The sequence below is a fragment of the Halomonas sp. HL-93 genome (assembly GCF_900086985.1).
Lineage (GTDB): Bacteria > Pseudomonadota > Gammaproteobacteria > Pseudomonadales > Halomonadaceae > Vreelandella.
The window spans coordinates 2,595,002-2,616,103 of the sequence record NZ_LT593974.1 but is presented as its reverse complement, the minus strand read 5'-3'; the positions used below and the strand labels follow the sequence as shown (position 1 = coordinate 2,616,103).

20 protein-coding genes and 7 tRNA genes are annotated in these 21,102 nt (G+C 55.5%); 24 read left to right on the top strand and 3 right to left on the bottom strand.

Features of this window, described 5'->3' with window-relative positions:
- The gene (locus GA0071314_RS12195; protein ID WP_074396894.1) at positions 1–1,104 is read right to left on the bottom strand and encodes a TRAP transporter substrate-binding protein; all 1,104 of its coding nucleotides are present in this window, start codon (positions 1,102–1,104) and stop codon (positions 1–3) included.
- Positions 1,105–1,416: 312 nt separating this feature from the next.
- Between GA0071314_RS12195 and GA0071314_RS12190 the strand changes: the two genes are divergently transcribed.
- From GA0071314_RS12190 to GA0071314_RS12125, 14 genes are all read left to right on the top strand, one after another.
- Positions 1,417–1,492 (top strand) — tRNA-Glu (locus tag GA0071314_RS12190).
- A 24-nt stretch (positions 1,493–1,516) separates the two neighbouring features.
- Positions 1,517–1,591 (top strand) — tRNA-Gly (locus tag GA0071314_RS12185).
- An 80-nt stretch (positions 1,592–1,671) separates the two neighbouring features.
- Positions 1,672–1,747: transfer RNA gene (locus GA0071314_RS12180), tRNA-Glu, on the top strand.
- Positions 1,748–1,787: 40 nt separating this feature from the next.
- A tRNA-Gly gene (locus tag GA0071314_RS12175) sits at positions 1,788–1,862 on the top strand.
- A gap of 23 nt (positions 1,863–1,885) precedes the next feature.
- Positions 1,886–1,961, top strand: a tRNA-Glu gene (locus GA0071314_RS12170).
- Between the two features lie 22 nt (positions 1,962–1,983).
- Positions 1,984–2,058, top strand: a tRNA-Gly gene (locus tag GA0071314_RS12165).
- Positions 2,059–2,193: 135 nt separating this feature from the next.
- Positions 2,194–3,162 (top strand): ABC transporter ATP-binding protein, encoded by a 969-nt coding sequence (locus GA0071314_RS12160; RefSeq protein WP_074396893.1) that lies wholly within the window; start codon positions 2,194–2,196, stop codon positions 3,160–3,162.
- Positions 3,159–3,932: an ABC transporter permease gene (locus GA0071314_RS12155; RefSeq protein ID WP_074396892.1), complete on the top strand. Its 774-nt coding sequence runs from the start codon at positions 3,159–3,161 to the stop codon at positions 3,930–3,932. Before GA0071314_RS12160 ends, GA0071314_RS12155 begins: the two co-directional genes overlap by 4 nt.
- A gap of 3 nt (positions 3,933–3,935) precedes the next feature.
- Positions 3,936–4,769 carry an NADPH-dependent 7-cyano-7-deazaguanine reductase QueF gene (gene queF, locus GA0071314_RS12150; protein WP_074396891.1) on the top strand — a complete coding sequence of 278 codons (834 nt, stop codon included), beginning with the start codon at positions 3,936–3,938 and terminating at the stop codon, positions 4,767–4,769.
- Between the two features lie 49 nt (positions 4,770–4,818).
- Positions 4,819–5,379: a nitroreductase family protein gene (locus GA0071314_RS12145; RefSeq protein WP_074396890.1), complete on the top strand. Its 561-nt coding sequence runs from the start codon at positions 4,819–4,821 to the stop codon at positions 5,377–5,379.
- Between the two features lie 2 nt (positions 5,380–5,381).
- Complete coding sequence (locus GA0071314_RS12140) at positions 5,382–5,888, top strand: YiiD C-terminal domain-containing protein (protein ID WP_074396889.1); 507 nt, start codon at positions 5,382–5,384, stop codon at positions 5,886–5,888.
- Positions 5,889–5,982: 94 nt separating this feature from the next.
- Positions 5,983–6,070, top strand: a tRNA-Ser gene (locus GA0071314_RS12135).
- A gap of 172 nt (positions 6,071–6,242) precedes the next feature.
- Entirely contained in the window at positions 6,243–7,169 is a 927-nt protein-coding gene (locus GA0071314_RS12130; RefSeq protein WP_074396888.1) for a YihY/virulence factor BrkB family protein, read from the top strand.
- Between the two features lie 178 nt (positions 7,170–7,347).
- Positions 7,348–8,313 carry a zinc-binding metallopeptidase family protein gene (locus GA0071314_RS12125; protein WP_074396887.1) on the top strand — a complete coding sequence of 322 codons (966 nt, stop codon included), beginning with the start codon at positions 7,348–7,350 and terminating at the stop codon, positions 8,311–8,313.
- Here GA0071314_RS12125 and GA0071314_RS12120 read toward each other — a convergent pair.
- Positions 8,310–9,116: a CLCA_X family protein gene (locus GA0071314_RS12120; protein ID WP_074396886.1), complete on the bottom strand. Its 807-nt coding sequence runs from the start codon at positions 9,114–9,116 to the stop codon at positions 8,310–8,312. The genes GA0071314_RS12125 and GA0071314_RS12120 overlap by 4 nt on opposite strands.
- A 126-nt stretch (positions 9,117–9,242) precedes the next feature.
- On the opposite strand from GA0071314_RS12120, the gene GA0071314_RS12115 reads away from it, so the two are divergent.
- Positions 9,243–10,301 (top strand): oxidoreductase, encoded by a 1,059-nt coding sequence (locus tag GA0071314_RS12115; RefSeq protein WP_074396885.1) that lies wholly within the window; start codon positions 9,243–9,245, stop codon positions 10,299–10,301.
- A 40-nt stretch (positions 10,302–10,341) separates the two neighbouring features.
- Here GA0071314_RS12115 and nudE read toward each other — a convergent pair whose 3' ends face one another.
- A complete protein-coding gene (gene nudE, locus GA0071314_RS12110) occupies positions 10,342–10,956 on the bottom strand; it encodes an ADP compounds hydrolase NudE (RefSeq protein WP_074396884.1) in 615 nt (204 codons plus the stop codon).
- Between the two features lie 72 nt (positions 10,957–11,028).
- On the opposite strand from nudE, the gene yrfG reads away from it, so the two are divergent.
- The 9 genes from yrfG to GA0071314_RS12065 all read left to right on the top strand — a co-directional run bounded on the left by yrfG (position 11,029) and on the right by GA0071314_RS12065 (position 20,974).
- Positions 11,029–11,682, top strand: a complete 654-nt coding sequence (yrfG, locus tag GA0071314_RS12105) for a GMP/IMP nucleotidase (RefSeq protein ID WP_074396883.1) — start codon at positions 11,029–11,031, stop codon at positions 11,680–11,682.
- Positions 11,683–11,700: 18 nt separating this feature from the next.
- Positions 11,701–12,090: a ribosome-associated heat shock protein Hsp15 gene (hslR, locus tag GA0071314_RS12100; protein WP_074396882.1), complete on the top strand. Its 390-nt coding sequence runs from the start codon at positions 11,701–11,703 to the stop codon at positions 12,088–12,090.
- 46 nt (positions 12,091–12,136) lie between these two features.
- Entirely contained in the window at positions 12,137–13,012 is an 876-nt protein-coding gene (gene hslO / locus GA0071314_RS12095; protein WP_074396881.1) for an Hsp33 family molecular chaperone HslO, read from the top strand.
- 304 nt (positions 13,013–13,316) lie between these two features.
- Positions 13,317–14,873 carry a phosphoenolpyruvate carboxykinase gene (locus GA0071314_RS12090; protein ID WP_074396880.1) on the top strand — a complete coding sequence of 519 codons (1,557 nt, stop codon included), beginning with the start codon at positions 13,317–13,319 and terminating at the stop codon, positions 14,871–14,873.
- Between the two features lie 117 nt (positions 14,874–14,990).
- The gene (gene msrB, locus GA0071314_RS12085) at positions 14,991–15,488 is read left to right on the top strand and encodes a peptide-methionine (R)-S-oxide reductase MsrB (protein WP_074396879.1); all 498 of its coding nucleotides are present in this window, start codon (positions 14,991–14,993) and stop codon (positions 15,486–15,488) included.
- 250 nt (positions 15,489–15,738) lie between these two features.
- Complete coding sequence (locus GA0071314_RS12080) at positions 15,739–18,096, top strand: Tex family protein (protein WP_074396878.1); 2,358 nt, start codon at positions 15,739–15,741, stop codon at positions 18,094–18,096.
- Positions 18,097–18,228: 132 nt separating this feature from the next.
- Positions 18,229–19,866 carry a glutamate--cysteine ligase gene (gene gshA, locus GA0071314_RS12075; RefSeq protein WP_074396877.1) on the top strand — a complete coding sequence of 546 codons (1,638 nt, stop codon included), beginning with the start codon at positions 18,229–18,231 and terminating at the stop codon, positions 19,864–19,866.
- On the top strand, positions 19,866–20,378 hold the full coding sequence (locus GA0071314_RS12070) for a disulfide bond formation protein B (RefSeq protein WP_074396876.1): 513 nt from the start codon (positions 19,866–19,868) through the stop codon (positions 20,376–20,378). Before gshA ends, GA0071314_RS12070 begins: the two co-directional genes overlap by 1 nt.
- 107 nt (positions 20,379–20,485) lie before the next feature.
- Positions 20,486–20,974: an Rsd/AlgQ family anti-sigma factor gene (locus tag GA0071314_RS12065; RefSeq protein ID WP_074396875.1), complete on the top strand. Its 489-nt coding sequence runs from the start codon at positions 20,486–20,488 to the stop codon at positions 20,972–20,974.
- The last annotated feature ends 128 nt before the right edge of the window (positions 20,975–21,102 follow it).

Sequence of the window (21,102 nt, the reverse complement as noted above, 5' to 3'; positions counted from 1 at the left end):
TCACACTCCGATGATATTGCTTAGCCAAGCGCGTTCGCTGGCACCAGCCCAGCGGTCGTGTTTGGCTTTAAACGCCATGTAGCTATCGTGAATCTTGCGTACTTCGGCGTCGTCATTGGCTTCGGTTTCAAGGGTATCCAGCGTGGCTTCGCGGAGTGCATCCACAATCGGTTCTGGTAGTTGGCTAGCAGTCACACCATGGTTGTCGACCAGGTCGGTCAGGGCTTCGCCGTTGACAGCCTCCGACCATGTCAGGCTCTCAAGGCAGGCCGCCATACATGCCGAGCGAACAATCATTTGCAGATCCTCGGGCAGGCTGTCCCATTGATCTTTAGCAATCAGCAGTTCACCCGTGGTGGAGGGTTCGTGCCAGCCGGTGGTGTAATAGTATTTGGCGGCGTCTTGAAGGCCCATGCGGCGGTCTTGGTAGGGGCCGACGAACTCTGCAGCATCAATCACGCCGCGTTCCAGCGCCGGGAATATCTCGCCGCCAGGGAGTACGCGGGCATCCACTCCAAGGGAGGCGTATACCTTGCCAGCGAGGCCCGGTACGCGCATGCGCAGACCGTCAAGCTGGCCAATGTCTTCAATGGGTTCGCGGAACCAGCCGGTCATCTGCACGCCGGTGTTGTTCAACGGGAAAGCCACCATGCCATACGGCTCGTATAGCTCGTGCCACAGCTCCAAACCTCCGCCGTGGTATAGCCATGCCATATGGCCCATAAAACTCATGCCGAAGGGCACGGTGGTGAAGTACTGGGCGGCAAAGGTCGTACCCGACCAGAAGTAACTGTTGGCTGCGTTCATTTCGATGGTGCCGCTCTGCACCGCTTCAAACCCTTCAAGCGCGGGGATGAGCTCTCCCGCTGCAAAGTGTTGAATGTTGAGGCGTCCGCCCGACATGGTGTTGATCTTGTCAATAACGTCGGTGGGGCTCCCTGGACCTTCGACATAAAATGGCGACCCAGGCCCGTAGGCATTGGTCATACGCCAGTTAAAGGTGTCGGACGACTGTGCTCTTGCAATGCTGGGGGCGCCGAGCACCAACCCAGCAGTGGAAGATACAGCGGCAGTGGTAAGAAACTTGCGGCGTGTAAAGGTCATAAGGCACCTCGTGGCGGTCAATGAATCAATCGTGTCCCAACAAGGTGTTAGCAAGCGGCATGCCATAAAATCGATTTATTTTAAATAAAAGATTTTTACTGCGTTTGTCGGTTGTTGGTATCTGAGGTGGTTGTGTACTACGCACTAATAGTGAGCGTCATATGACGTTAAATGCACTACGGTGAAGCGGTTGTAGTGGGTAATATCCACGCTGGCGCATGGCTCAATAGGCAGGGGCGGCCGAGAGGGAACTGCTTGACAGTTTAATAAGGGCTGAGTAACATACGCGCCACCTCGACGAGGCATTGCGACGTCCCATTCGTCTAGTGGTCTAGGACACCGCCCTTTCACGGCGGTAACAGGGGTTCGAACCCCCTATGGGACGCCAACTCAATCGTCAAGGTATCGGAATGCGGGAATAGCTCAGTGGTAGAGCATCGCCTTGCCAAGGCGAGGGTCGGGAGTTCGAATCTCCTTTCCCGCTCCAATTGGATTGTGTGGAAAAGTAGGTGAGGGTCGTGAGCTGGAACGCCAGCCCGGTCGAATCTCCTTTCCCGCTCCAGCTGTGTCCCATTCGTCTAGTGGTCCAGGACACCGCCCTTTCACGGCGGTAACAGGGGTTCGAACCCCCTATGGGACGCCAATCCGATAGCGAGATCTTGTTAAGTGAAGCGTATTATCGAGCGGGAATAGCTCAGTGGTAGAGCATCGCCTTGCCAAGGCGAGGGTCGGGAGTTCGAATCTCCTTTCCCGCTCCAAACAATCTAACGCTTCTATCTGTGTCCCATTCGTCTAGTGGTCCAGGACACCGCCCTTTCACGGCGGTAACAGGGGTTCGAACCCCCTATGGGACGCCATCTCGTACTTTTCTTTTGCGTTGCGGGAATAGCTCAGTGGTAGAGCATCGCCTTGCCAAGGCGAGGGTCGGGAGTTCGAATCTCCTTTCCCGCTCCAAGCGCACCCATCTTTCCTTTCGTCTCTTCAGTACCTGCCTAATGCGGCAAAACCGATTGAAAAAAAAGTTTGCGCCCTAATATCTAGTGCTTACGCATGCAGCGACCCTTCTCATTTTGCTGACAGGACATGTTCATGGCCGAACCGGCATTGTCGATACGTGGCCTTACCAAACAGTATGGCAACGGCTTTCAAGCGTTAAAAGGTATTGATCTTGACGTCCAGCAGGGCGATTTTTTTGCGCTATTGGGCCCTAACGGCGCAGGCAAATCCACCACGTTGGGTGTGGTCTGTTCTCTGGTGCAGAAAACCCAGGGAAAGGTGTCGATCTTTGGCATCGATATCGATAAAGACTTCGCTAAAGCTAAATACCAGTTGGGCGTAGTGCCTCAAGAGTTTAACTTTAACCAGTTTGAAAAAGTCCTCGATATCGTGCTGGCGCAAGCGGGCTATTATGGAATGACGCGCCGTGAGGCCTTGCCTCGCGCCGAGCAGCTACTGACTGATCTCGGGTTATGGGATAAGCGCAACGGCAGCGCGCGGATGCTTTCTGGTGGCATGAAGCGGCGGTTGATGATTGCGCGTGCCTTGATGCATCGCCCCAAGTTGCTGATTCTCGATGAGCCAACCGCCGGAGTTGATATCGAGCTGCGGCGTAGCATGTGGGAATACATGCGGCGGATTAATCGCGACGAAGGCACCACCATCATCCTCACGACGCATTACCTGGAGGAAGCCGAGAGTTTATGCCGCAATATTGCGATCATTAACCACGGTGAAATTGTCCGTAATACCAGCGTGCGCGAGTTGCTCGCCGAACTGAGTAGGGAAACTTTTCTACTGGATCTTGCGGCGCCTGTCAGCGATGCCCCCGTGGTGGATGGGTTCGATATCCAGCGGGTGGAGGCCTCGCAGTTGTCGCTGGTGGTTCATCGCGGTCAGCGACTCAACGATGTGTTCAGTGCATTAACCGACCAGGGCTTGCAGGTTGTGTCGATGCGTAATCGCGCCAACCGGTTAGAGGAAATGTTCGTATCGATGGTGGAGGGGAGTCAAAACGCGATCGATAAGCGTGCCGAACAACCAAAGGAGGCGCGGGTATGAATGCGAGTCAAACCCTTATCGCCTTGTGGACGCTGGTGCTCAAAGAGATCAAGCGTTTCACGCGGATATGGCCACAAACGTTGTTGCCACCCTCTATCACCATGGCCATGTATTTTATTATTTTCGGCAATCTGATTGGCTCGCGCATTGGTGATATGGACGGCTTCACCTACATGGACTTTATTGTCCCTGGCCTGATCATGATGTCGGTGATTACCAATAGCTACTCCAATGTGGCCTCAAGCTTCTTCTCCAACAAGTTTCAGCGTTCAATTGAGGAGTTGATGGTATCGCCCATGCCCAACTGGGTGATTTTATCCGGCTTTATTTTTGGGGGTATGGCGCGCGGTTTAGGTGTTGGGCTGATTGTCACCGTGGTTTCGCTGTTTTTTACCCGCCTGACGGTCGAGCATCCGTTGCTTACCGTGCTGGTGGTGGTGCTCACCTCTGCGCTATTTTCCATCGGTGGTTTTATCAACGCGCTGTTGGCCGACAAGTTTGACGATATTTCGATTGTCCCCACCTTTATTCTCACGCCGCTTACCTATCTGGGCGGGGTGTTTTACTCGATTTCCATGTTGCCGGATTTTTGGCAGGGCGTGTCGATGCTCAACCCCATTTTATACATGGTGAACGTTTTCCGTTATGGTTTCTTAGGCGTATCAGATATTCCCGTTGGCTGGGCGCTGGCTGCTGTGTTGGGCTTTATTGTGGTCCTCTTCGCGATAGCGTTGCGTATGCTAGAGCGCGGTAAAGGAATACGGAGTTAAAGCATGTCGCATCGACCCGATACTCTTGCGCACGCGCCGCTGGGACGTGAATCTGCTTATCCAGACGCTTACGACCCTGGGCTTCTCTATCCCATTTCACGCACGGCGAACCGTGCCCCGCTAGGCATTGTTGAGGGCAGCCTGCCGTTTGTCGGTGAAGATGAATGGCACGCTTTTGAGGTCTCTTGGTTGAATGGGCGCGGCAAACCCATTGTGGCGGTGGCTCGCTTTCGTTTACCTGCCGACTCACCCAACTTGATTGAGTCAAAATCATGGAAGCTTTACCTCAACAGCTTCAACCAAACCCGCTTTGCCGACCGAGATGAGGTCATTAATACGTTAGCGCAAGATTTAGCGGGTGCGGCAGGTGCGCCCGTTAGCGTTACGCTTTTCGACGTAGACGCAGAGGCCCTGGCACCTAAATGCTTGCCAGGGGAATGTCTGGATGCGCTGGATATCGACGTCAACGATTACACCCCCAGTGCCGAGCATTTGGCGGTTAGCGCGCAGGTCGTTGAAGAGACGCTTTACTCGCATCTATTAAAGTCCAACTGTCCAGTGACGGGCCAGCCCGATTGGGGCAGCGTGATGATTCGCTATAAAGGCCCTAAGCTGGAGCGCGAGGGGCTGTTGCGTTATTTGATCGGCTACCGTCAGCATCAGGATTTTCATGAGCATTGTGTCGAACATATCTTTACCGACTTAATGCACCACGCCCAACCCAGTGAACTGTTGGTGCTGGCGCGCTATGTGCGTCGCGGCGGGTTGGATATCAGCCCTTGGCGGGCCACCCCGGGGCTTGCGCCGCCTAGCCCGCAGCGCCTAGCAAGGCAGTAAATGATTGCGCTAACCTAGCGCTCACACCATTGATTAGATGGGAGTCATCATGGACGCACTTACGCTACTGCACGAACGTAGCTCCATGGGCAAGTTGACCGAGCCTGCCCCTAGCGCCGATCAGCTTAGCGCGATCTATCAGGCCGCGCTGCGCGCACCCGACCATAAAGAGCTGCGTCCCTGGCGGTTTATTGAGTTTAGTGGTGAAGGTCGCGAGCGTTTGGGCGAGCTATTTGCCGAGGCCGAGTTTCAAGAAGACCCCCATGCCGATGACGCGGCGCTTGATTCGGCGCGTAAGAAACCCCTGCGTGCGCCCATGGTGATTGCGGTTATCGCCAGCGTAACGCCGGATATTGCCAAAGTCCCCAAAATGGAGCAGGTGATTTCTGCTGGCTGTGCGGCCCACGGCATTCTGTTAGCCGCCCACGCGCTCGGGCTGGGTGCTATGTGGCGCAGCGGTAAGTACGCCTTTGACCCAGTGGTGCGTAAAGGACTGAGCCTAGAGGAAGACGACGAAGTGGTTGCCTTTATCTACCTCGGCACGCCAGGTGGTCGACACAAGCCGCTACCGCAGCATCACGTTACTGATTTTGTAGAACGCTGGGGATAGCCATGGCAGCCAGCCGTCAAGCCGGAGTGCCGCACCCGCGCTTACCGTTACCCGAAGGCCCGGATGATCTGGTGGCCTTTCAGCGATGGTTGGGCGAGGCAATTCCCATGGTTGGTACTCTGGGGATCACTCACATGGCTCGTCAGAGCGATTCCCTTGCCTGGCAGTTGGCGCTTGAGCCGAACCTTAATGACAAGGGCACGGGCTTTGGCGGTGCGCTAACCGCGCAAACCACGCTGCAGGGCTGGTGCTGGGTAACGTTGTGGCTGCGTGAACGCGGGCTGGCACGCGACGTAGTGGTGGCAGAGGCCAGTCAACGTTTTCATGCGCCGGTGACAGGTGATTACCGCTTGATATGCATGCCGTGCGATCCCAAGGGGCCGGACTTGCTCGACGCAGCGCTACGGGAGCGTGGGAAGGGGCGTATTGCGCTAGATCAAAAGCTGTATTGCGGCGACACGCTGTGTCTGCATGCTACTGGCAGTTATGCGGTCCTCCCTGGGGCCTGATCCGAAAACGGCTTGCTATTTCGCAGCTTAGCCCATAGAATGTGCGCCGTTCTGCTGGGAAAGGCCACGCCGGTCTCAAAAGAGCAAACAACGCGGAGGGGTGTCCGAGTGGTCGAAGGAGCACGCCTGGAAAGTGTGTAAGTCGAAAGGCTTCGAGGGTTCGAATCCCTCCCCCTCCGCCAAGAATATAGATTAAGCCGCTGATTTCAGCGGCTTTTTTGTTTTTGGTGTTCTGGTTTTTTTCCTTGCCGTGGTTGTCATCTAACACTCGAACCGTTAATTATCGGTCATTCTTGTAAATGGGCAGCGTCATAGGCGTATCATAGCCTGAGCTTACAAGGAGAGTGGCCAACCATGGTTCGATATCGCGTATTCCTCAGTGCCATCGTCCTTCTGCTGCCCAGGCTGATCCACTTTGCATGGCGAGTGCTATGCAACTTTCTCAAGAACCGCGGCATTCTGCTGGCTGGCGGGGTGGGCTACAATATTTTGCTTTCCATCGTGCCGCTCTTTGCTTTGCTAGTCGTTATGTTGACGCAAGTAGTGGATGAGCAGCACTTGCTTAATGTGTTGGCCGTACAAGCGCGCCACCTGACGCCAGCGCATGCTGAAGTGCTGCTTGAAGCTGTCCGAGGCTTGCTGGATTCCCGCGATGTGATCGGTATCTTTGTTTTTCCAGTCATGTTGCTCTTCAGCTCGTTCGCCTTTCGTATGCTCGAAGATGCCTTGGCGATTATCTTCCATGCGCCAGAGACCCCGCATATTAGGCGCAGCGCCTGGGTATCCGTGATGCTGCCTTACGCCTTTATGTTGGTGTTGGGAGCGGGACTAATGGCATTGACACTTGTCGTTACTCTGGCCAGCTCACTCAATTCACTAGTGCTGGCCATCTTTGAGCGGGAGCTGCCGCTGGCGCGGTTTTCCGAACCGGTACTTAACCTGATCAGTTTCGTCGGGGTATTTCTGTTGTTCAGTGCCATCTACAAAGTGCTTCCGGTGGTGAAAATCGCGTTGCGACGGGCTGTAGTAGGTGGGTTCGTGGCGGCACTGCTATGGGAAGGTGTGCGGCTACTGCTGGTCTACTATTTTACCCATCTGTCATTTGTCAACGCCGTGTATGGCTCCCTGGCGACGTTGGTTATTGTGCTACTTAGCCTGGAAGTTGGCGCCATTATTTTATTACTGGGTGCCCAGGTGATTGCCGAACTAGAGCGCAACACACGCCTTAGCCTGCCGTGGTATGCCGATCCTGATCGCCAGCCAGTGACCCGGCTTGAATGAACTGTTTGACTGCAGCCTAGGTGTTACGATCGCAAACGTTTTCACATTAACGATGCTTAGCAGCGTATCAACTGGCGGCATTTAGGTGTCTAAGTCGCTATTTATATGCTGTCACTTGTGGGAGAGCGGTCTGGGCGCGCAAGATGGTTATTAACGTTTTTTTTGGAGGTGTCTCCTCATGCGTGTTTTTGCCAATCCGGTCGGCACGGGTAATCTCTGGTTCGACAATCTCAATACCGCAGACGGCACCCCCGTCGCTTACGATCCCCAGGCGCGTGCTTTTGTGCCAATGCCCCCCTTTTGTGCTAACAGGGAAAGAATTGGATGCAACTGGATAGCGCCAGAACAAGGTGCTTTTTGTCGTTCCTGTGCCATGACGGCGCTGGCGCCTGACCCTTCCATTCCTGACGCTATCCCCAACTGGGCGAAGACTGAAGCGGCCAAGCGCTGGGCGCTAGATAACCTCGGTCGCTGGCATTGGTTCCGGCCAGAGGACCCTGGGGCACGGCCCGTATTTCATCTGCTGGCGGAAGGCCCTACCCCGGTCCCCATGGGGCATGCTGAAGGCATCGTGACGATTAGCGTGGCGGAGGTGGATCCGGTGTTGGTTGCCACGCGTCGAGAGGCGTTAGAAGAACCGTATCGCACCATGATAGGCCACATGCGCCATGAAATTGCCCACATGCTGTGGTGGCGGTTGAGCCTTCGTGAAGATTTTCTGGATGCCTTCCGCGCCATGTTCGGCGATGAGCGGATTGATTATCAGGCAGCGCTTCGTTACCACTACGAAAATGGCCCGCCGCCGGAATGGAAGCAGCACTACCTGACAAGTTACGCATCCGCGCATCCCCATGAAGACTGGGCGGAAACGGCAGCCCATCTGCTGCATCTGACCGATATTGCCGACAGCTTTGTCGCCACTGGTCTGTCATCGCCGCAAATACCCAGCCCTGGGTGGGACCCTTATTCAGAGCCAGATGCCGACCAACTGATCCATATTGCGGCCTCGCTCACCGTGGGCGTTAACCATATAAATCGCTCCATGGGCTTAGCGGATGTGTACCCGTTCGTGCTTTCGCAGCATGCCCGCCATAAACTGGCTTTCGTGCATAATTGGTTGCGCCGCGGCGCTCAGGGGCTTTAAGCGTGAGTCATTGGGGTATTCGCTTGGCCTTCATTCTCCAGTGCCTTGCCCAGCGCGGCAAAATACTTGCCAAATAGGTCGTTAATCCGCTGGCGTTGTTCGCCTTGGGGGTAAAGTCCGCGCTCAGCTTCAGGCGAGGCTTTAGTGCCTTTTACCAAGAAGTGGTTAGTAACCGTGGCGTCTTGAACAAAGGCCTCAAACGCCCGCGCGCATAGCTCTTCAGGCTGACTGTAATAGAGTTGGCCAAGTTGTTTATCCACCTGGGCCGAGTACCTAAACAGTTCGCTTGGCTGGTCGCCCTCCGGCTGCAACAGAATGGCTTGAAAGCATTGTCTCAAACGATCGTTAAGCGGGTGAGATATAGGCGCAGCATCAGCCAGCCAGGCAACAGAAGCAAAGGAACGGTTAGGTGCCGCACGAAAACATTTACTGGTGATGTAGTGGTCGAAGGCATGGAACCATTCGTGGGCGATACTCCCGGGGCCGGCATTTTTAGCTAGTGCAAAACTGCGCTGGTTAGGGTCGTAGTGTGCAGACACGCCCGGCCTGCCCCCGCACCCATATTGCAATGCCAGCGAGCCGCGCAGCGAAATCAGTGCTTCAGGCCCTTGAAGGATCAACATTAAATCGCACAGCGCATCGTGAAATAGCTCCGCTGCACGGTCCCGTTCGACGCTTGTCACCCAGCGACCAATCTCGATAGAGCGAAAATCAAACTGCCGTCGAATTAGCCCAAAACTGCTGGCACGCTGTTCACGGTGAGACGGTCCATTACGATAAAATTCACGCGCATTGATACTCACAGCATGGCTCGCTTCGGTAGTAGATGAAGATATTTTATGCCTTGATGGTATCGCTTCAGCATCTAGTTTGCGCGCATGGCTCATGCCACAATCGTTAACCGCTTGGATTGACCAGTAAGGAATGCAATGAAGGCAATTATTAATGTGGGCTTGGTGGGTTACGGTTTTGCCAGCAAGACGTTTCATATGCCGCTTATTCGGGCCACGCAAGGGCTGGATCTTGTGGCCGTGTCCTCCAGTGATGCGGCCAAAGTACATGCCGATTTGCCCGAGGTTGACGTTGAAAGCAAGGCGCTTGCGCTGTGCGAGCGCAAGGATATCGATCTGGTCGTGATACCCACGCCCAACGATACGCACTTTCCACTTGCCAAGGCGGCACTATCCGCTGGCAAGCATGTGGTGGTCGATAAGCCGTTTACCGTGACGCTTTCCGAAGCCAAACAGCTAAAGGCCTTAGCGACAGATAAAGAGCGGATGGTCTCGGTATTTCATAATCGTCGTTGGGACAGCGATTTTTTAACCATCAAAGCGCTGCTTGAGGCGGGTACATTGGGCCGCGTGACCGGGTTCGAATCTCATTTTGATCGCTTTCGGCCGGAAGTGCGCGACCGCTGGCGCGAGAAAGCCACACCAGGCGGGGGTATTTGGTACGACCTGGGCCCGCATTTGCTGGACCAGGCCTGCGAGCTGTTTGGCATGCCCCATGCCATTTTGCTGGAGCTAGGCGCGTTACGTGAGGGCGCTAAGGCAGACGATGATTTTCTTGCCCTGCTCGAGTACGACGGATTTCGCGTTACGCTTGCGGCCGGCACCTTGGTCGCTGAGCCGACGCCGCGTTTTCGGATTCATGGCACCCAGGGCAGCTTCGTTAAATATGGCTTAGACCCTCAGGAAGATCGTTTAAAAGCCGGTGAGTCGCCGACGCCTCTGTGGGGCGAAGACAGTCAGCACGGTGTGTTGACACTGCGGGAAGGCGAGGGGGAAGACGCCCCACTGGTGCGCCGTGAGCTCCCCACCCAGCCTGGCGATTACCTGGCTTATTACCAGGCTATTGCCAGTGCAATTCGCGATGGAGCACCGCTCCCGGTGGGTATCGACGATGCGCTACGCAGTATGGCATTGCTGGAGGCGGGGCTTGATAGCCACCGCCAGCGGCGTTGGATATCGTTGAAAAATCATCTGTAACGCCACGCTGACAGATAGGGATGACCGCTGGCCGTCCCTGTTACAGCAAATCCGTCGCGTTATTGCGCTTCTCTTCGCGTAATTTATCGCGGGCAATATACAGCGCGGCGATCGCCCGTGCCTCATGAAAATCTTCTCGCAGCAACAAGGCGGGTAGCTCTTCTAGCGCATGGGTTTCGACAATCAAGGGCTCGGGTTCATCGCCTGGCAGGCGCTTGGGGTAGAGGTCGGTTGCCATGAGCACCTGCATACGGTGGCGCATATAATTGGGCGCCAGAGAGAGCTCCGTTAGCGGCTCAAGGTGATGCGCGCCAACGCCGCATTCTTCCATTAACTCTCGATTGGCGGCGGTGATGATATCTTCGCCGGGGTCCACCAATCCCTTGGGCAGGGTGAGTACATAATCTTCAAACCCCGCCGCGTATTCGCGAATTAGCAGCACATGCTCCGGGTCGGGCATGGCGACAATCATCACCGCGCCTCTGTCCGCGCCGGTCAAGCGTTCGAACTGACGCTCTTCTCCGTTGGAAAAACGCAGGTCGAGTGCTTCGACATGAAACAAACGGCTCTGCGCTACGGTGTTGCGCGCCAGGATACGGGGTTTTTGAGGGTAGCCCGATGCGGAGCGGTCGTTGGTTGAATCGTAGCGGGACATGCTGCCTCCATGGCTGGTAAACGGGGGTTAGGCTACAATAGCACGCTTATAGCATTCGCGATGGGAGCGGTAATGATCGAGTGGAGTGAGATTGATACCGTATTATTAGACATGGACGGTACCTTGTTGGATTTGCACTTCGATAGCCATTTTTGGCTGGAGCATTTGCCGCGTCGCTACGCTGAGCTCCATCAGTTAGATGAGGCATCTCAAGAGACCTTGCGTGCCCGCATCATCGGTGAGCAAGGCACACTCAACTGGTACAGCTTAGCTTATTGGAGCCGCGAGCTCGGCGTCGATATTGTCGCACTCAAGCGCGAAGTGCAGCACTTGATCGGCCTGCGCGGCGACGCGCTGGATTTTCTAACCTGGCTGAAGCAGGCCCATCCCCGTGTGGTGCTGGCAACTAATGCCGACCGCGCCAGTCTGGCGCTGAAACTTCCGCTGACGGGGTTGGAAAACTACCTGGATGCCATCATTTCATCAGAAGATGTTGGTGCGGCAAAGGAAGAGCAAGCGTTTTGGTCAGCTTTGCAAGCGCTTGAACCTTTTGATCCAGCCCGTACGTTATTTATTGACGATAATCCTCATGTTCTCGCCAGTGCTCGCACCTTTGGCATTCAGTATTTGCTCGGCATCAAACAGCCGGATAGCCAACGGCCAGAGAAGGCGCTTGAGGAGTTTGACGCCCTGGACCGGTTTGCCCAACTGCTGCCACGTACCTGAGCAGTAAGGAGAGCGATAATGAGCGACAGTGTTCGCTTGGATAAATGGCTGTGGGCTGCGCGGTTTTTTAAGACGCGCGCTCTGGCTAAAAAAGCTATTGAAGGTGGCAAAGTGCACTACGATGGCGCCCGCGCCAAAACCAGCAAAAACGTCGAGCTGGGCGCACTGATCAAAGTGCCTCAAGGCTGGGACGTGCTTGAGGTAGAAGTTACTGCCCTGTCAGGCCAGCGGAAGGGCGCGCCCGAAGCCCGGAAGCTTTACGCCGAAACTCAGGAAAGCGTTGAGCGCCGCGCCCGCGAGGCTGAAGCACGCCGGTTAACCAACGAAGTCATGCAGCACCCGCTTAAGCGGCCTGACAAAAAGCAGCGTCGCGATATACACCGTTTTCAGCGCCAGCAGGGGGAGTGAGCTTCCCGCTCGGCTATCCCTTTTTATTTTCCCCAACGGTTTTCTTATGTCTGATCAAATCCAACGTTTTCTGTTTGACCATACCAATGTGCGCGGCGAAATCGTAACGCTGTCCAACGCCTATCATGAAGTACTGGACCGCCACGCCTATCCCCCAGCGGTCAACCGACTGCTAGGTGAATTATTGGCGGCTGTGGCGCTGCTTACCGATACGGTCAAGCTGGATGGCACCATGAGCATGGAAGTGCGCGGCCAGGGTGTACTGTCGCTGATGATGGCCGAATCCAATCCCGGTGGTGAGCTGCGGGCGGTTGCCCGGATTGCCGAAAGTAGCGATTTACCCAGCGAGCAGGCCAGCTTTCGCGAATTGGTCGGCGATGGCCAAATCTTGATTACCCTCGATCCTAATGAGGGGAATCGCTACCAGGGGATTGTCGCGCTTGATCACGATACGCTGAGCGGCTGTCTGGAGGCTTATTTTAGCCAGTCCGAACAGTTGCCCACGCGGCTTTGGCTTGCCGCAGACGGTGAGCGGGCAGGGGGCTTACTCTTGCAACGTCTGCCTGACGACTCGCAACACCAGGATGTAGATGCTTGGGAACGCAGTGTACACCTTGCTGACACCATCAAGACAGAAGAGCTGCTGGGCCTTGAACAACGCGAAGTGCTTTATCGCCTCTACCATGAGGAAACCGTTCGGGTGTTTGAGCCCAAAGCGCTACGCTTTGGCTGTACCTGCTCCCGCGAGCGGATGAGCTATGGGTTACTGACGCTGGGAGACACGGAACTGCGTGATATTGTGCGCGAACAAGGCGAAATCAACACCCAATGCCACTTTTGCCACACGAAATATCACTACACGGCGGCGGAAATTGAAAGTTTATTGGATAACCCTGACGCGCCGTCACCGACTATCCATTGATTTTGTAGTCGGGGCGCTTAACGCTTGTGTTTAAAACGCCCCTCATGGGCGCTAGCCATACCAGTGACTTGGGCGATCTTGCCAAACGTCTGTTTGAAAATTTACTGCAGCGCAACACAAAATATGGTGCCAATGTTGTAGTTTAACTACAATATATTTGCTTTCAGCCCCCGTTTTCCGGGGGCTTTCTTTTTGCCATAATGCGCCGGACTTAAGCGCCCAGCCATGTGCCGGGATGAACTTTTGAAAGGCGTCGGTGACGCCCGGTAAACGAGAAAATCGGCCGCAAGGCCCAGGAATCGACATGACCACGACTCAAGCTGCTCATCAAGCCCATGTTAACCTCAGCAGCGCCGAATTGATCGAGCGCGCCGTGGCACGTGGCGAAGGCCGCCTGTCTGCTAACGGTGCCCTGGTAGTGAACACGGGCGTTCGTACCGGCCGTTCACCGAAAGATCGCTTTATCGTTGATGAACCCTCTACGCGTGACAGCATTGATTGGGGGAGCGTTAACCGGCCTTTTGATGCGGGTAAGTTCTCGGCCCTGTGGTCACGGGTTGAAGATTATCTGGGTGCGGGTGAACATTTTGTTTCTGAGCTGCACGTGGGCAGCGACGATGTGCATTACCTGCCGGTGCGGGTAAGCACCGAAACCGCATGGCAAAATCTCTTCGGACGCACTATGTTTGTGCGTCCTCAGGTGTTTAATCCTGCTGTTAAAGACGAGTGGACGATTCTCAACGCGGCCGATTTTGTTTGTGATCCCAGCCGCGACGGCACGCCCTCCGACGGTTGTGTGATTATTAACTTCGCCGAGAAAAAAGTGCTGATCGCTGGTATGCGCTATGCCGGTGAAATGAAAAAAGCCATGTTCTCGGTGCAGAACTTCCTCTTGCCCGACGCTGACGTACTACCCATGCACTGCTCCGCCAACGTCGGCGAAGACGGCGAAACCTGCCTGTTCTTCGGTCTCTCCGGTACCGGTAAAACAACGCTTTCTGCTGATCCGGCCCGTTACTTGATTGGTGACGACGAGCACGGCTGGGGCGACGGTACTGTGTTCAACATGGAAGGTGGTTGCTATGCCAAGTGTATCGACCTGTCCGAGAAGAACGAGCCGGTGATTTGGAATGCCATCAAGTTTGGCACCGTACTGGAAAACGTGGTGCTGGACGATCGTCGCGAGCCGGATTACGCCGACGATAGCCTGACGCAAAACTCACGCGCCGCTTACCCGCTAGAGCACGTCGAAAAGCGCGTGCCGGAAAATTTGGCCGGGGAGCCGAACGCCATCGTCTTCTTGACCTGTGATATGTCCGGCGTATTGCCGCCGGTCTCGGTGCTCTCAAAGGAAGCCGCCGCCTACCACTTCTTATCGGGCTATACCGCAAAGGTCGGCTCCACTGAAATGGGCTCTTCGGAAGGGCTGGCGGCAACATTCTCTACCTGCTTCGGTGCTCCGTTCTTCCCGCGTCCGGCGCGTGAATATGCTGACCTGCTGATCAAGCGCGTCGAGAAAAAAGACGCTCAGGTCTATCTGGTCAATACTGGCTGGACTGGCGGTGCCTTTGGTGAAGGCGGTTCTCGCTTTTCTATCCCGACGACCCGCGCGATTATCAGCGCCATTCAGTCCGGCGTGCTGCGCGATGTGCAAACCAAGCTCATCGATGGGCTGAACCTAGAGGTGCCGGTGGCAGTACCTGGTGTCGATTCAAGCCTGCTTGATCCGCGTGAAACGTGGGAAGACCGCGCTGCTTATGATCACCACTTGCAGGAGCTGGTGACCAAGTTTGTTGATAACTTCAAGAAATTTGAAGGCGTGAATCCAGCGATTATTCAGGCAGGGCCGCAGTTGACTTAATCATGGAACCAGCCTGTAAGGTCTAGAACGTTAGCACCACTAAGGTGTCTGAAGGGGTATCGCTACGGCGTTGCCCCTTTTTTTAGCCCGTCTTCTGGCCGTTATGGGAGTTACCTCATGAAACGTCGTCACTTTATTGGCCTTGCTGGATTCACTGGGCTAGCAGGGGCCATCCCAGGTATATCGTTTGGTTTTCCAAGACTCGACCTAGAGGCGGCCCCTGATATCGAACCGCTTGAGCTCAGTGAAGACGAGTGGCGTGAACGACTGTCCGACGAGGCCTATGATGTTCTCCGTGACCATGGCACGGAGCCTGCCTTTTCAAGCCCTTTAGACAAAGAGTGGGGTGAGGGAGAGTATCGATGCGCCGGCTGTGATTTATTACTGTTTACCAGCGAGATGAAGTTCGATTCAGGTACCGGCTGGCCGAGCTTTTTTGAGCATGTGGAAGGACACTTACTCTCCGAGCTCGATTTTAAGCTGGTATGGCCGCGCACTGAATACCACTGCGCCCGTTGTGGTGGCCATCAAGGCCACGTGTTTGAAGATGGCCCCGAGCCAACCGGGCTTCGCTGGTGTAATAATGGTGTGGCGTTAAGGTTTGTGCCTGCTTAAATACCGCCGACGGCTATTGCCGCCGTCACAATCTAAACCCTTCAATAATATGCTCTTCAAAACCGTCAACGATAGGTGAGGTTGAGTGCGGTGAACGTATTAGCACAATGGAAGATTCAGGCAGAAACGGCCAGAGGGCCGTTTTTTTGGGATGACCAAGGCTGGCGACGCTAGCAAGCCATGCCAGCCGTGATGGGATTATGGTACCTTGTGGGCACTTAACAGTGCTGCATGAGTTTATTGGTCATTTATGGATGTCAATCAGCGTATTATTGCCCGTTTAGCTGCTGAGCTAAGCGTTCGCCCCGAGCAAGTGTCAGCCACGGTGGAACTGCTGGATGGTGGCGCCACCGTGCCGTTTATTGCCCGCTACCGTAAAGAAGTCACCGGCGCGCTGGACGATATTCAACTGCGTCAGCTAGATGAGCGCCTGCGCTACCTGCGGGAGCTGGAAGAGCGCCGTGCCGCAGTACTTGCCGCCATTGACGAGCAGGGCAAACTGGATGGTCCGCTGAAAGCAAGCATTGACGCTGCGGAGACCAAGCAGCGGCTGGAAGATTTGTACCTGCCGTTCAAGAAAAAACGTCGCACCAAAGCACAAATTGCTCGCGAAGCGGGGCTAGAGCCGCTGGCCGATGCGCTGCTTGCCGACCCCACGCTTAATCCCGAAAGCGAGGCTGACAATTATTTGCGCCCTGCAGAGGGCGACATTCCCGCCATTGACGATGCTAAAGCGGCCTTGGATGGCGCCAAGCAGATTTTGATGGAGCGCTTTGCCGAAGACCCTGACCTGATCGGCCAGCTTCGCGAGCGGCTGTGGCAGGAAGGCGAATTAAGCGCCCGCGTGCTGGACGGTAAACAGCATGAGGGCGCTAAGTTTTCCGATTATTTCGAGCACGATGAAAAACTTGCCAAGGTGCCATCTCACCGCGCACTTGCCATGTTCCGTGGTCGCAATGAAGGCGTCTTGAGCCTGGCGATTCGCCTGCCCGGTGAAGAGGAAGCCCCTGTTCACCCTGCTCAGGTAACCATAGCCAAGCAGTTCGGTATCAGTGATCAAGGCCGCGCGGCGGATAAGTGGTTGGCCGAAGTGGTGCGCTGGACGTGGCGCGTCAAGCTCTACACGGCGCTTGAGACCGAGCTGCTCGGGCGTCTGCGCGAACAGGCCGAACTCACTGCGATTGAAGTATTCGCTGCCAATCTAAAAGATTTGCTGCTGGCCGCACCGGCAGGGCAAAAAGTGACGCTGGCCATCGACCCCGGCCTGCGTACCGGCTGTAAAGTGGCCGTGGTCGACGCCACCGGACAATTTATCGACCAAGCGACGATTTATCCCCATGCGCCGCAGAACCGTTGGGATGACGCGCTCGGCGTATTGGCCAAGCTTGTGAAGCAGCACGGTGTGCAGTTGATTGCCGTAGGGAATGGCACCGCCAGCCGGGAAACCGACAAGCTGGCCGGGGAGCTACTGAAAGCGCTTGCGCCCGACTATCGCCTGAGCAAGGTCATGGTGAGCGAGGCAGGCGCCTCGGTTTACTCCGCCTCGGAATACGCGTCGAAAGAGCTGCCTGACCTCGACGTCACGGTACGTGGTGCGGTGTCGATTGCCCGCCGTTTGCAGGACCCGTTGGCGGAGCTGGTCAAAATCGAACCCAAATCGATTGGCGTGGGTCAGTACCAGCATGATGTCTCTCAGGTGCAGCTATCGCGCAGCCTGGAGGCAGTCATTGAGGATTGCGTTAACGGGGTAGGGGTGGATTTAAACACCGCGTCAAGCGCGCTACTGTCCCGGGTGGCCGGGCTAAGTACTGCCATTGCTGAGAACGTTGTCGCTCAGCGTAACCTTCAAGGTGCCTTCAAAAGTCGTAAAGAACTTTTGGAAGTCAGCCGCCTGGGGCCCAAAACCTTTGAGCAGTGTGCTGGCTTCTTACGTATCAGCAACGCCGACAATCCGCTGGACGCCAGTGCCGTCCACCCCGAAGCCTATGTGGTGGTCGAGCGTATGGCCAAGCAAAGCGGTCGCGATGTCAAAGGGCTGATTGGCGACAGCGCAACGCTCAAAACACTAAAGCCCGGCGACTTCGCCGATGAGCGCTTTGGTGTGCCTACAGTGAGCGACATTCTTAACGAGCTGGATAAGCCCGGCCGCGACCCGCGCCCTGAGTTCAAAGCCGCTGAGTTTCGTGAAGGGGTCGAAACGCTTCAAGACCTTAAGCTTTCGATGGTGCTTGAAGGCACGGTGACCAATGTTACTCACTTCGGCGCCTTTGTGGACATCGGCGTTCATCAGGATGGCCTGGTGCACATTTCGGCGCTTTCCGATCGTTTCATCGATGATCCACGCAGCGTGGTCAAGGCCGGCGATATCGTCACCGTCAAGGTCATGAGCGTGGATATTCCGCGTAAGCGGGTAGGGCTCTCCATGCGCTTGGACGATGAGCCGGAGCGTGAGCAACAGGGTGCTTCCCAGGCAGGCGAGAATGAACCGCGCAAGCCATCGCGCCGCCAGGGGCAGAACGCTAGACGCCAGGCCGCCAAGTCCAGTGAACCGCCCGCAGCAGTGGGTGCGCTGGGGGCGGCGTTGCTTAAGGCCAAGCAGGACAAATAGTCGCGCATCTTGAAAGTTGAACGGCTGCCGCCATATCCTGCTGTCTATTCTCGATGGGTAGCCGCTGGCGATGCCACCCGATTCCACCAAGGCCCGTGCGTGCACGGGCCTTATTGACAAGGAGTGTTCACCTTGCCTGAACCACTCACTGTGCCACCTTCACTAACGGCTACGGTCGATCGCTTGCTACCCAGCGCCCGGCAGGGCCGTCTCGGCCGGCTGCGCCGCGGGTTGGAAAAAGAAGGCCTGCGGGTCGATGCAAATGGCCACATTGCGCAAACCCCGCATCCCTATGCGTTGGGCTCAAAGTTGACCCATCCGCACATTACCACCGACTATTCCGAGGCGTTGCTTGAGTACATCACGCCGGTGTACTCCGACCCGGGCGAGGCATTGTGCTTTTTATCGGACCTGCATAGCTTTACCTATCAGCACCTAGCCGACGAGTGGATTTGGCCGGGGAGTATGCCGTCGCGGCTATCGGGCAACGACAGCGTGCCCATCGCCGATTACGGCGACTCGAATGTTGGCACCATGAAGCACGTTTATCGCAAAGGGTTAGACGTGCGCTATGGGCGTATTATGCAAGCCATCGCCGGGGTGCATTACAACGTTTCCCTGCCGGACGATATGTGGCATGCGCTGCGTGAATTGGAGCAAGCGCCGGACGTGCCTTTCAACGATTACCGTTCCACTCGCTACTTCGGCATGATCCGTCATTTCCGGCGCCACAGCTGGCTGCTGCTGTATCTTTTTGGCGCCTCGCCAGCAATAGATAAAAGCTTCCTGCCCGATGGCAAGGTGCCCGAGAAGCTTAAGCCGTTAAGCGACGACACCTACTACGCCCCTTATGCCACCACGCTGCGCATGTCGGACCTGGGTTATCAAAACAAGGTACAGTCGCAGTTGAAAATTTGCTTCAACTCGCTGTCCAACTATGTGAATACCCTGCGGCACGCGATTTCCTCGCCCTGGCCGGATTATCAAAAGCTGGGGGTGAATGTGGATGGCGAGTGGCAACAGCTCAATGCCAACATTCTGCAAATCGAGAACGAGTACTACAGCGATATTCGCCCCAAGCGGGTGGCCAAGCACAACGAAACGCCCAGTCAGGCGCTTGAGGCTCGGGGTGTCGAATACATCGAAGTGCGCTGCCTGGATTTGAATCCCTTTGACCCTCTAGGCATTGATGAAACGCAAATGCGCTTTGTCGATACCTTCTTGATGTGGTGTTTGCTAAGTGAGAGTCCATGGATATCAGACGAAGAGTGTGATCGTCTGGACGACAACCGTCGTTTTGTAGTGGAGCGTGGGCGTGACCCGGCATTGACGCTAGTTCGCGACGGCGAATCGACCTCAGTGCGCGGCTGGGGTGAACAGATTTTTACCGAAATGGCGGAAGTCGCACGGCTGTTGGATGCAGTAGAAACGGGCACTCCCCATGCGGCGGCATTAGAAGCGTTAACGCCGCGCCTAAATGATCCATCGCTGACCCCCTCGGCGCGGCTACTGGCGCAGCTACAAGCGGGCAATGGTTCGCTTAGCGATACCTTGTTACAGCTTGCTCAAGCACAAGCGAGTGAACTGAAAGCTAAGCCTATGCAGCGTTCTCGAGAAGCGCTGCTAGCCCAGTTGATTGATACATCCCACCAGCAACAGCGCGACATCGAAGCCGATGATCAAGTAAGCTTCGATGATTTTTTACGCGATTACTTTGCTCATGCCCGAGAATCGCGCGCGCTATCGGCACTGCGAGCGGAGAAGAAATGATGAAAACACCGTCCATCCGTCCAGCGGCGCTATTGGGTGTCGTTTTTTGTATCTTTATGATGGCGGTCGCGCTCGGACTTGAGCATATCGGCGGGTTCGAGCCGTGTCCGCTTTGCGTGTTTCAGCGCGTAGCGGTGATCGCGACAGGCGTGGTGTTGCTCATCGCAGCAGTGCATAACCCAGGGCGAGTGGGTAAGGTCATATACGGCATTCTTGGCTTGCTGTCGGCGGGTACGGGGGCCTTTATTGCGGGCCGCCATATTTGGCTTCAATCGCTGCCCGCTGATGAAGTGCCTACGTGTGGCCCCGGCCTTGATTACATGATGGATATTTTGCCCATGCAGGATGTGGTCGCCATGGTGCTGACTGGCTCGGGAGAGTGCGCCGAGATCGACTTTACCTTACTGGGACTATCGTTGCCTGCTTGGACATTGATTGGTTTTGCTGTGCTATTGCTCATACCGCTGCGTATGATCGTGCTCGCCCGACAGCGTGCCATGCTATTCAGCTAATAGCCTTAATCACAGGATTAAGGAAACCATCCTGGTGAGGATTGACAGCGCAGAGTGGAAAAGCGAGTCTAGCGTTGTTAACGGTGGCGACAAGCAAGGAGAGCCGCATGCTCGAAGATTGTAAAAATGCCCAGGAGCGCTGGGGGGGTGTACACACCCTTATTGATCGCTGGTTGGAACAACGGCGCGATTTGCTGGTAAGTTTTATCGAGCTAAAAGAGGCCTGTGACGCGGAACTTGAAAGCGTCAACAAATCACGTATTGACCATTTCAGTGAATCGCTAATGGATTACATTAGCGCGGGGCATTTTGAAATATACCCCCAACTGGCCGAGGAAGCGCACGCCTTTAACGATGAAAGCGCCCTGAACATTGCAGGCAAGCTACTTGAGCGGCTGGAAATGTCCACGGAAATGGTGCTTGAGTTTGATACCGACTTTGCTTCTACCTCCAGTTGCGAGCAGAATGTTGCCCGCTTACCTGCCTGGATTGATCGCTTGGCTCGCGGGTTAACCGAGCGTTTTGCCTTGGAAGACCAGCTCATCGCCCGCCTGCATGCCGCGCACAACCCTGAAACCTCCCAAGCGCCTGCCTAACCAATCAGCTATCGCCCGACAAATCGGGCTCTTACTGAGCTGGGTGCGAGCACCGGTTTTGTTAGAGCGCAATTTATTGCGCGATTAGGCAAGATCAGTTCGCTAAAGATTATCCTCTGTAGACAGTC

Coding starts and splice junctions, on each gene's coding strand:
- GA0071314_RS12195 (WP_074396894.1), bottom strand. CDS start 1,104: ATGACCTTTACACGCCGCAAGTTTCTTACCACTGCCGCTGTATCTTCC.
- GA0071314_RS12160 (WP_074396893.1), top strand. CDS start 2,194: ATGGCCGAACCGGCATTGTCGATACGTGGCCTTACCAAACAGTATGGC.
- GA0071314_RS12155 (WP_074396892.1), top strand. CDS start 3,159: ATGAATGCGAGTCAAACCCTTATCGCCTTGTGGACGCTGGTGCTCAAA.
- queF (WP_074396891.1), top strand. CDS start 3,936: ATGTCGCATCGACCCGATACTCTTGCGCACGCGCCGCTGGGACGTGAA.
- GA0071314_RS12145 (WP_074396890.1), top strand. CDS start 4,819: ATGGACGCACTTACGCTACTGCACGAACGTAGCTCCATGGGCAAGTTG.
- GA0071314_RS12140 (WP_074396889.1), top strand. CDS start 5,382: ATGGCAGCCAGCCGTCAAGCCGGAGTGCCGCACCCGCGCTTACCGTTA.
- GA0071314_RS12130 (WP_074396888.1), top strand. CDS start 6,243: ATGGTTCGATATCGCGTATTCCTCAGTGCCATCGTCCTTCTGCTGCCC.
- GA0071314_RS12125 (WP_074396887.1), top strand. CDS start 7,348: ATGCGTGTTTTTGCCAATCCGGTCGGCACGGGTAATCTCTGGTTCGAC.
- GA0071314_RS12115 (WP_074396885.1), top strand. CDS start 9,243: ATGAAGGCAATTATTAATGTGGGCTTGGTGGGTTACGGTTTTGCCAGC.
- nudE (WP_074396884.1), bottom strand. CDS start 10,956: ATGTCCCGCTACGATTCAACCAACGACCGCTCCGCATCGGGCTACCCT.
- yrfG (WP_074396883.1), top strand. CDS start 11,029: ATGATCGAGTGGAGTGAGATTGATACCGTATTATTAGACATGGACGGT.
- hslR (WP_074396882.1), top strand. CDS start 11,701: ATGAGCGACAGTGTTCGCTTGGATAAATGGCTGTGGGCTGCGCGGTTT.
- hslO (WP_074396881.1), top strand. CDS start 12,137: ATGTCTGATCAAATCCAACGTTTTCTGTTTGACCATACCAATGTGCGC.
- GA0071314_RS12090 (WP_074396880.1), top strand. CDS start 13,317: ATGACCACGACTCAAGCTGCTCATCAAGCCCATGTTAACCTCAGCAGC.
- msrB (WP_074396879.1), top strand. CDS start 14,991: ATGAAACGTCGTCACTTTATTGGCCTTGCTGGATTCACTGGGCTAGCA.
- GA0071314_RS12080 (WP_074396878.1), top strand. CDS start 15,739: ATGGATGTCAATCAGCGTATTATTGCCCGTTTAGCTGCTGAGCTAAGC.
- GA0071314_RS12070 (WP_074396876.1), top strand. CDS start 19,866: ATGAAAACACCGTCCATCCGTCCAGCGGCGCTATTGGGTGTCGTTTTT.
- GA0071314_RS12065 (WP_074396875.1), top strand. CDS start 20,486: ATGCTCGAAGATTGTAAAAATGCCCAGGAGCGCTGGGGGGGTGTACAC.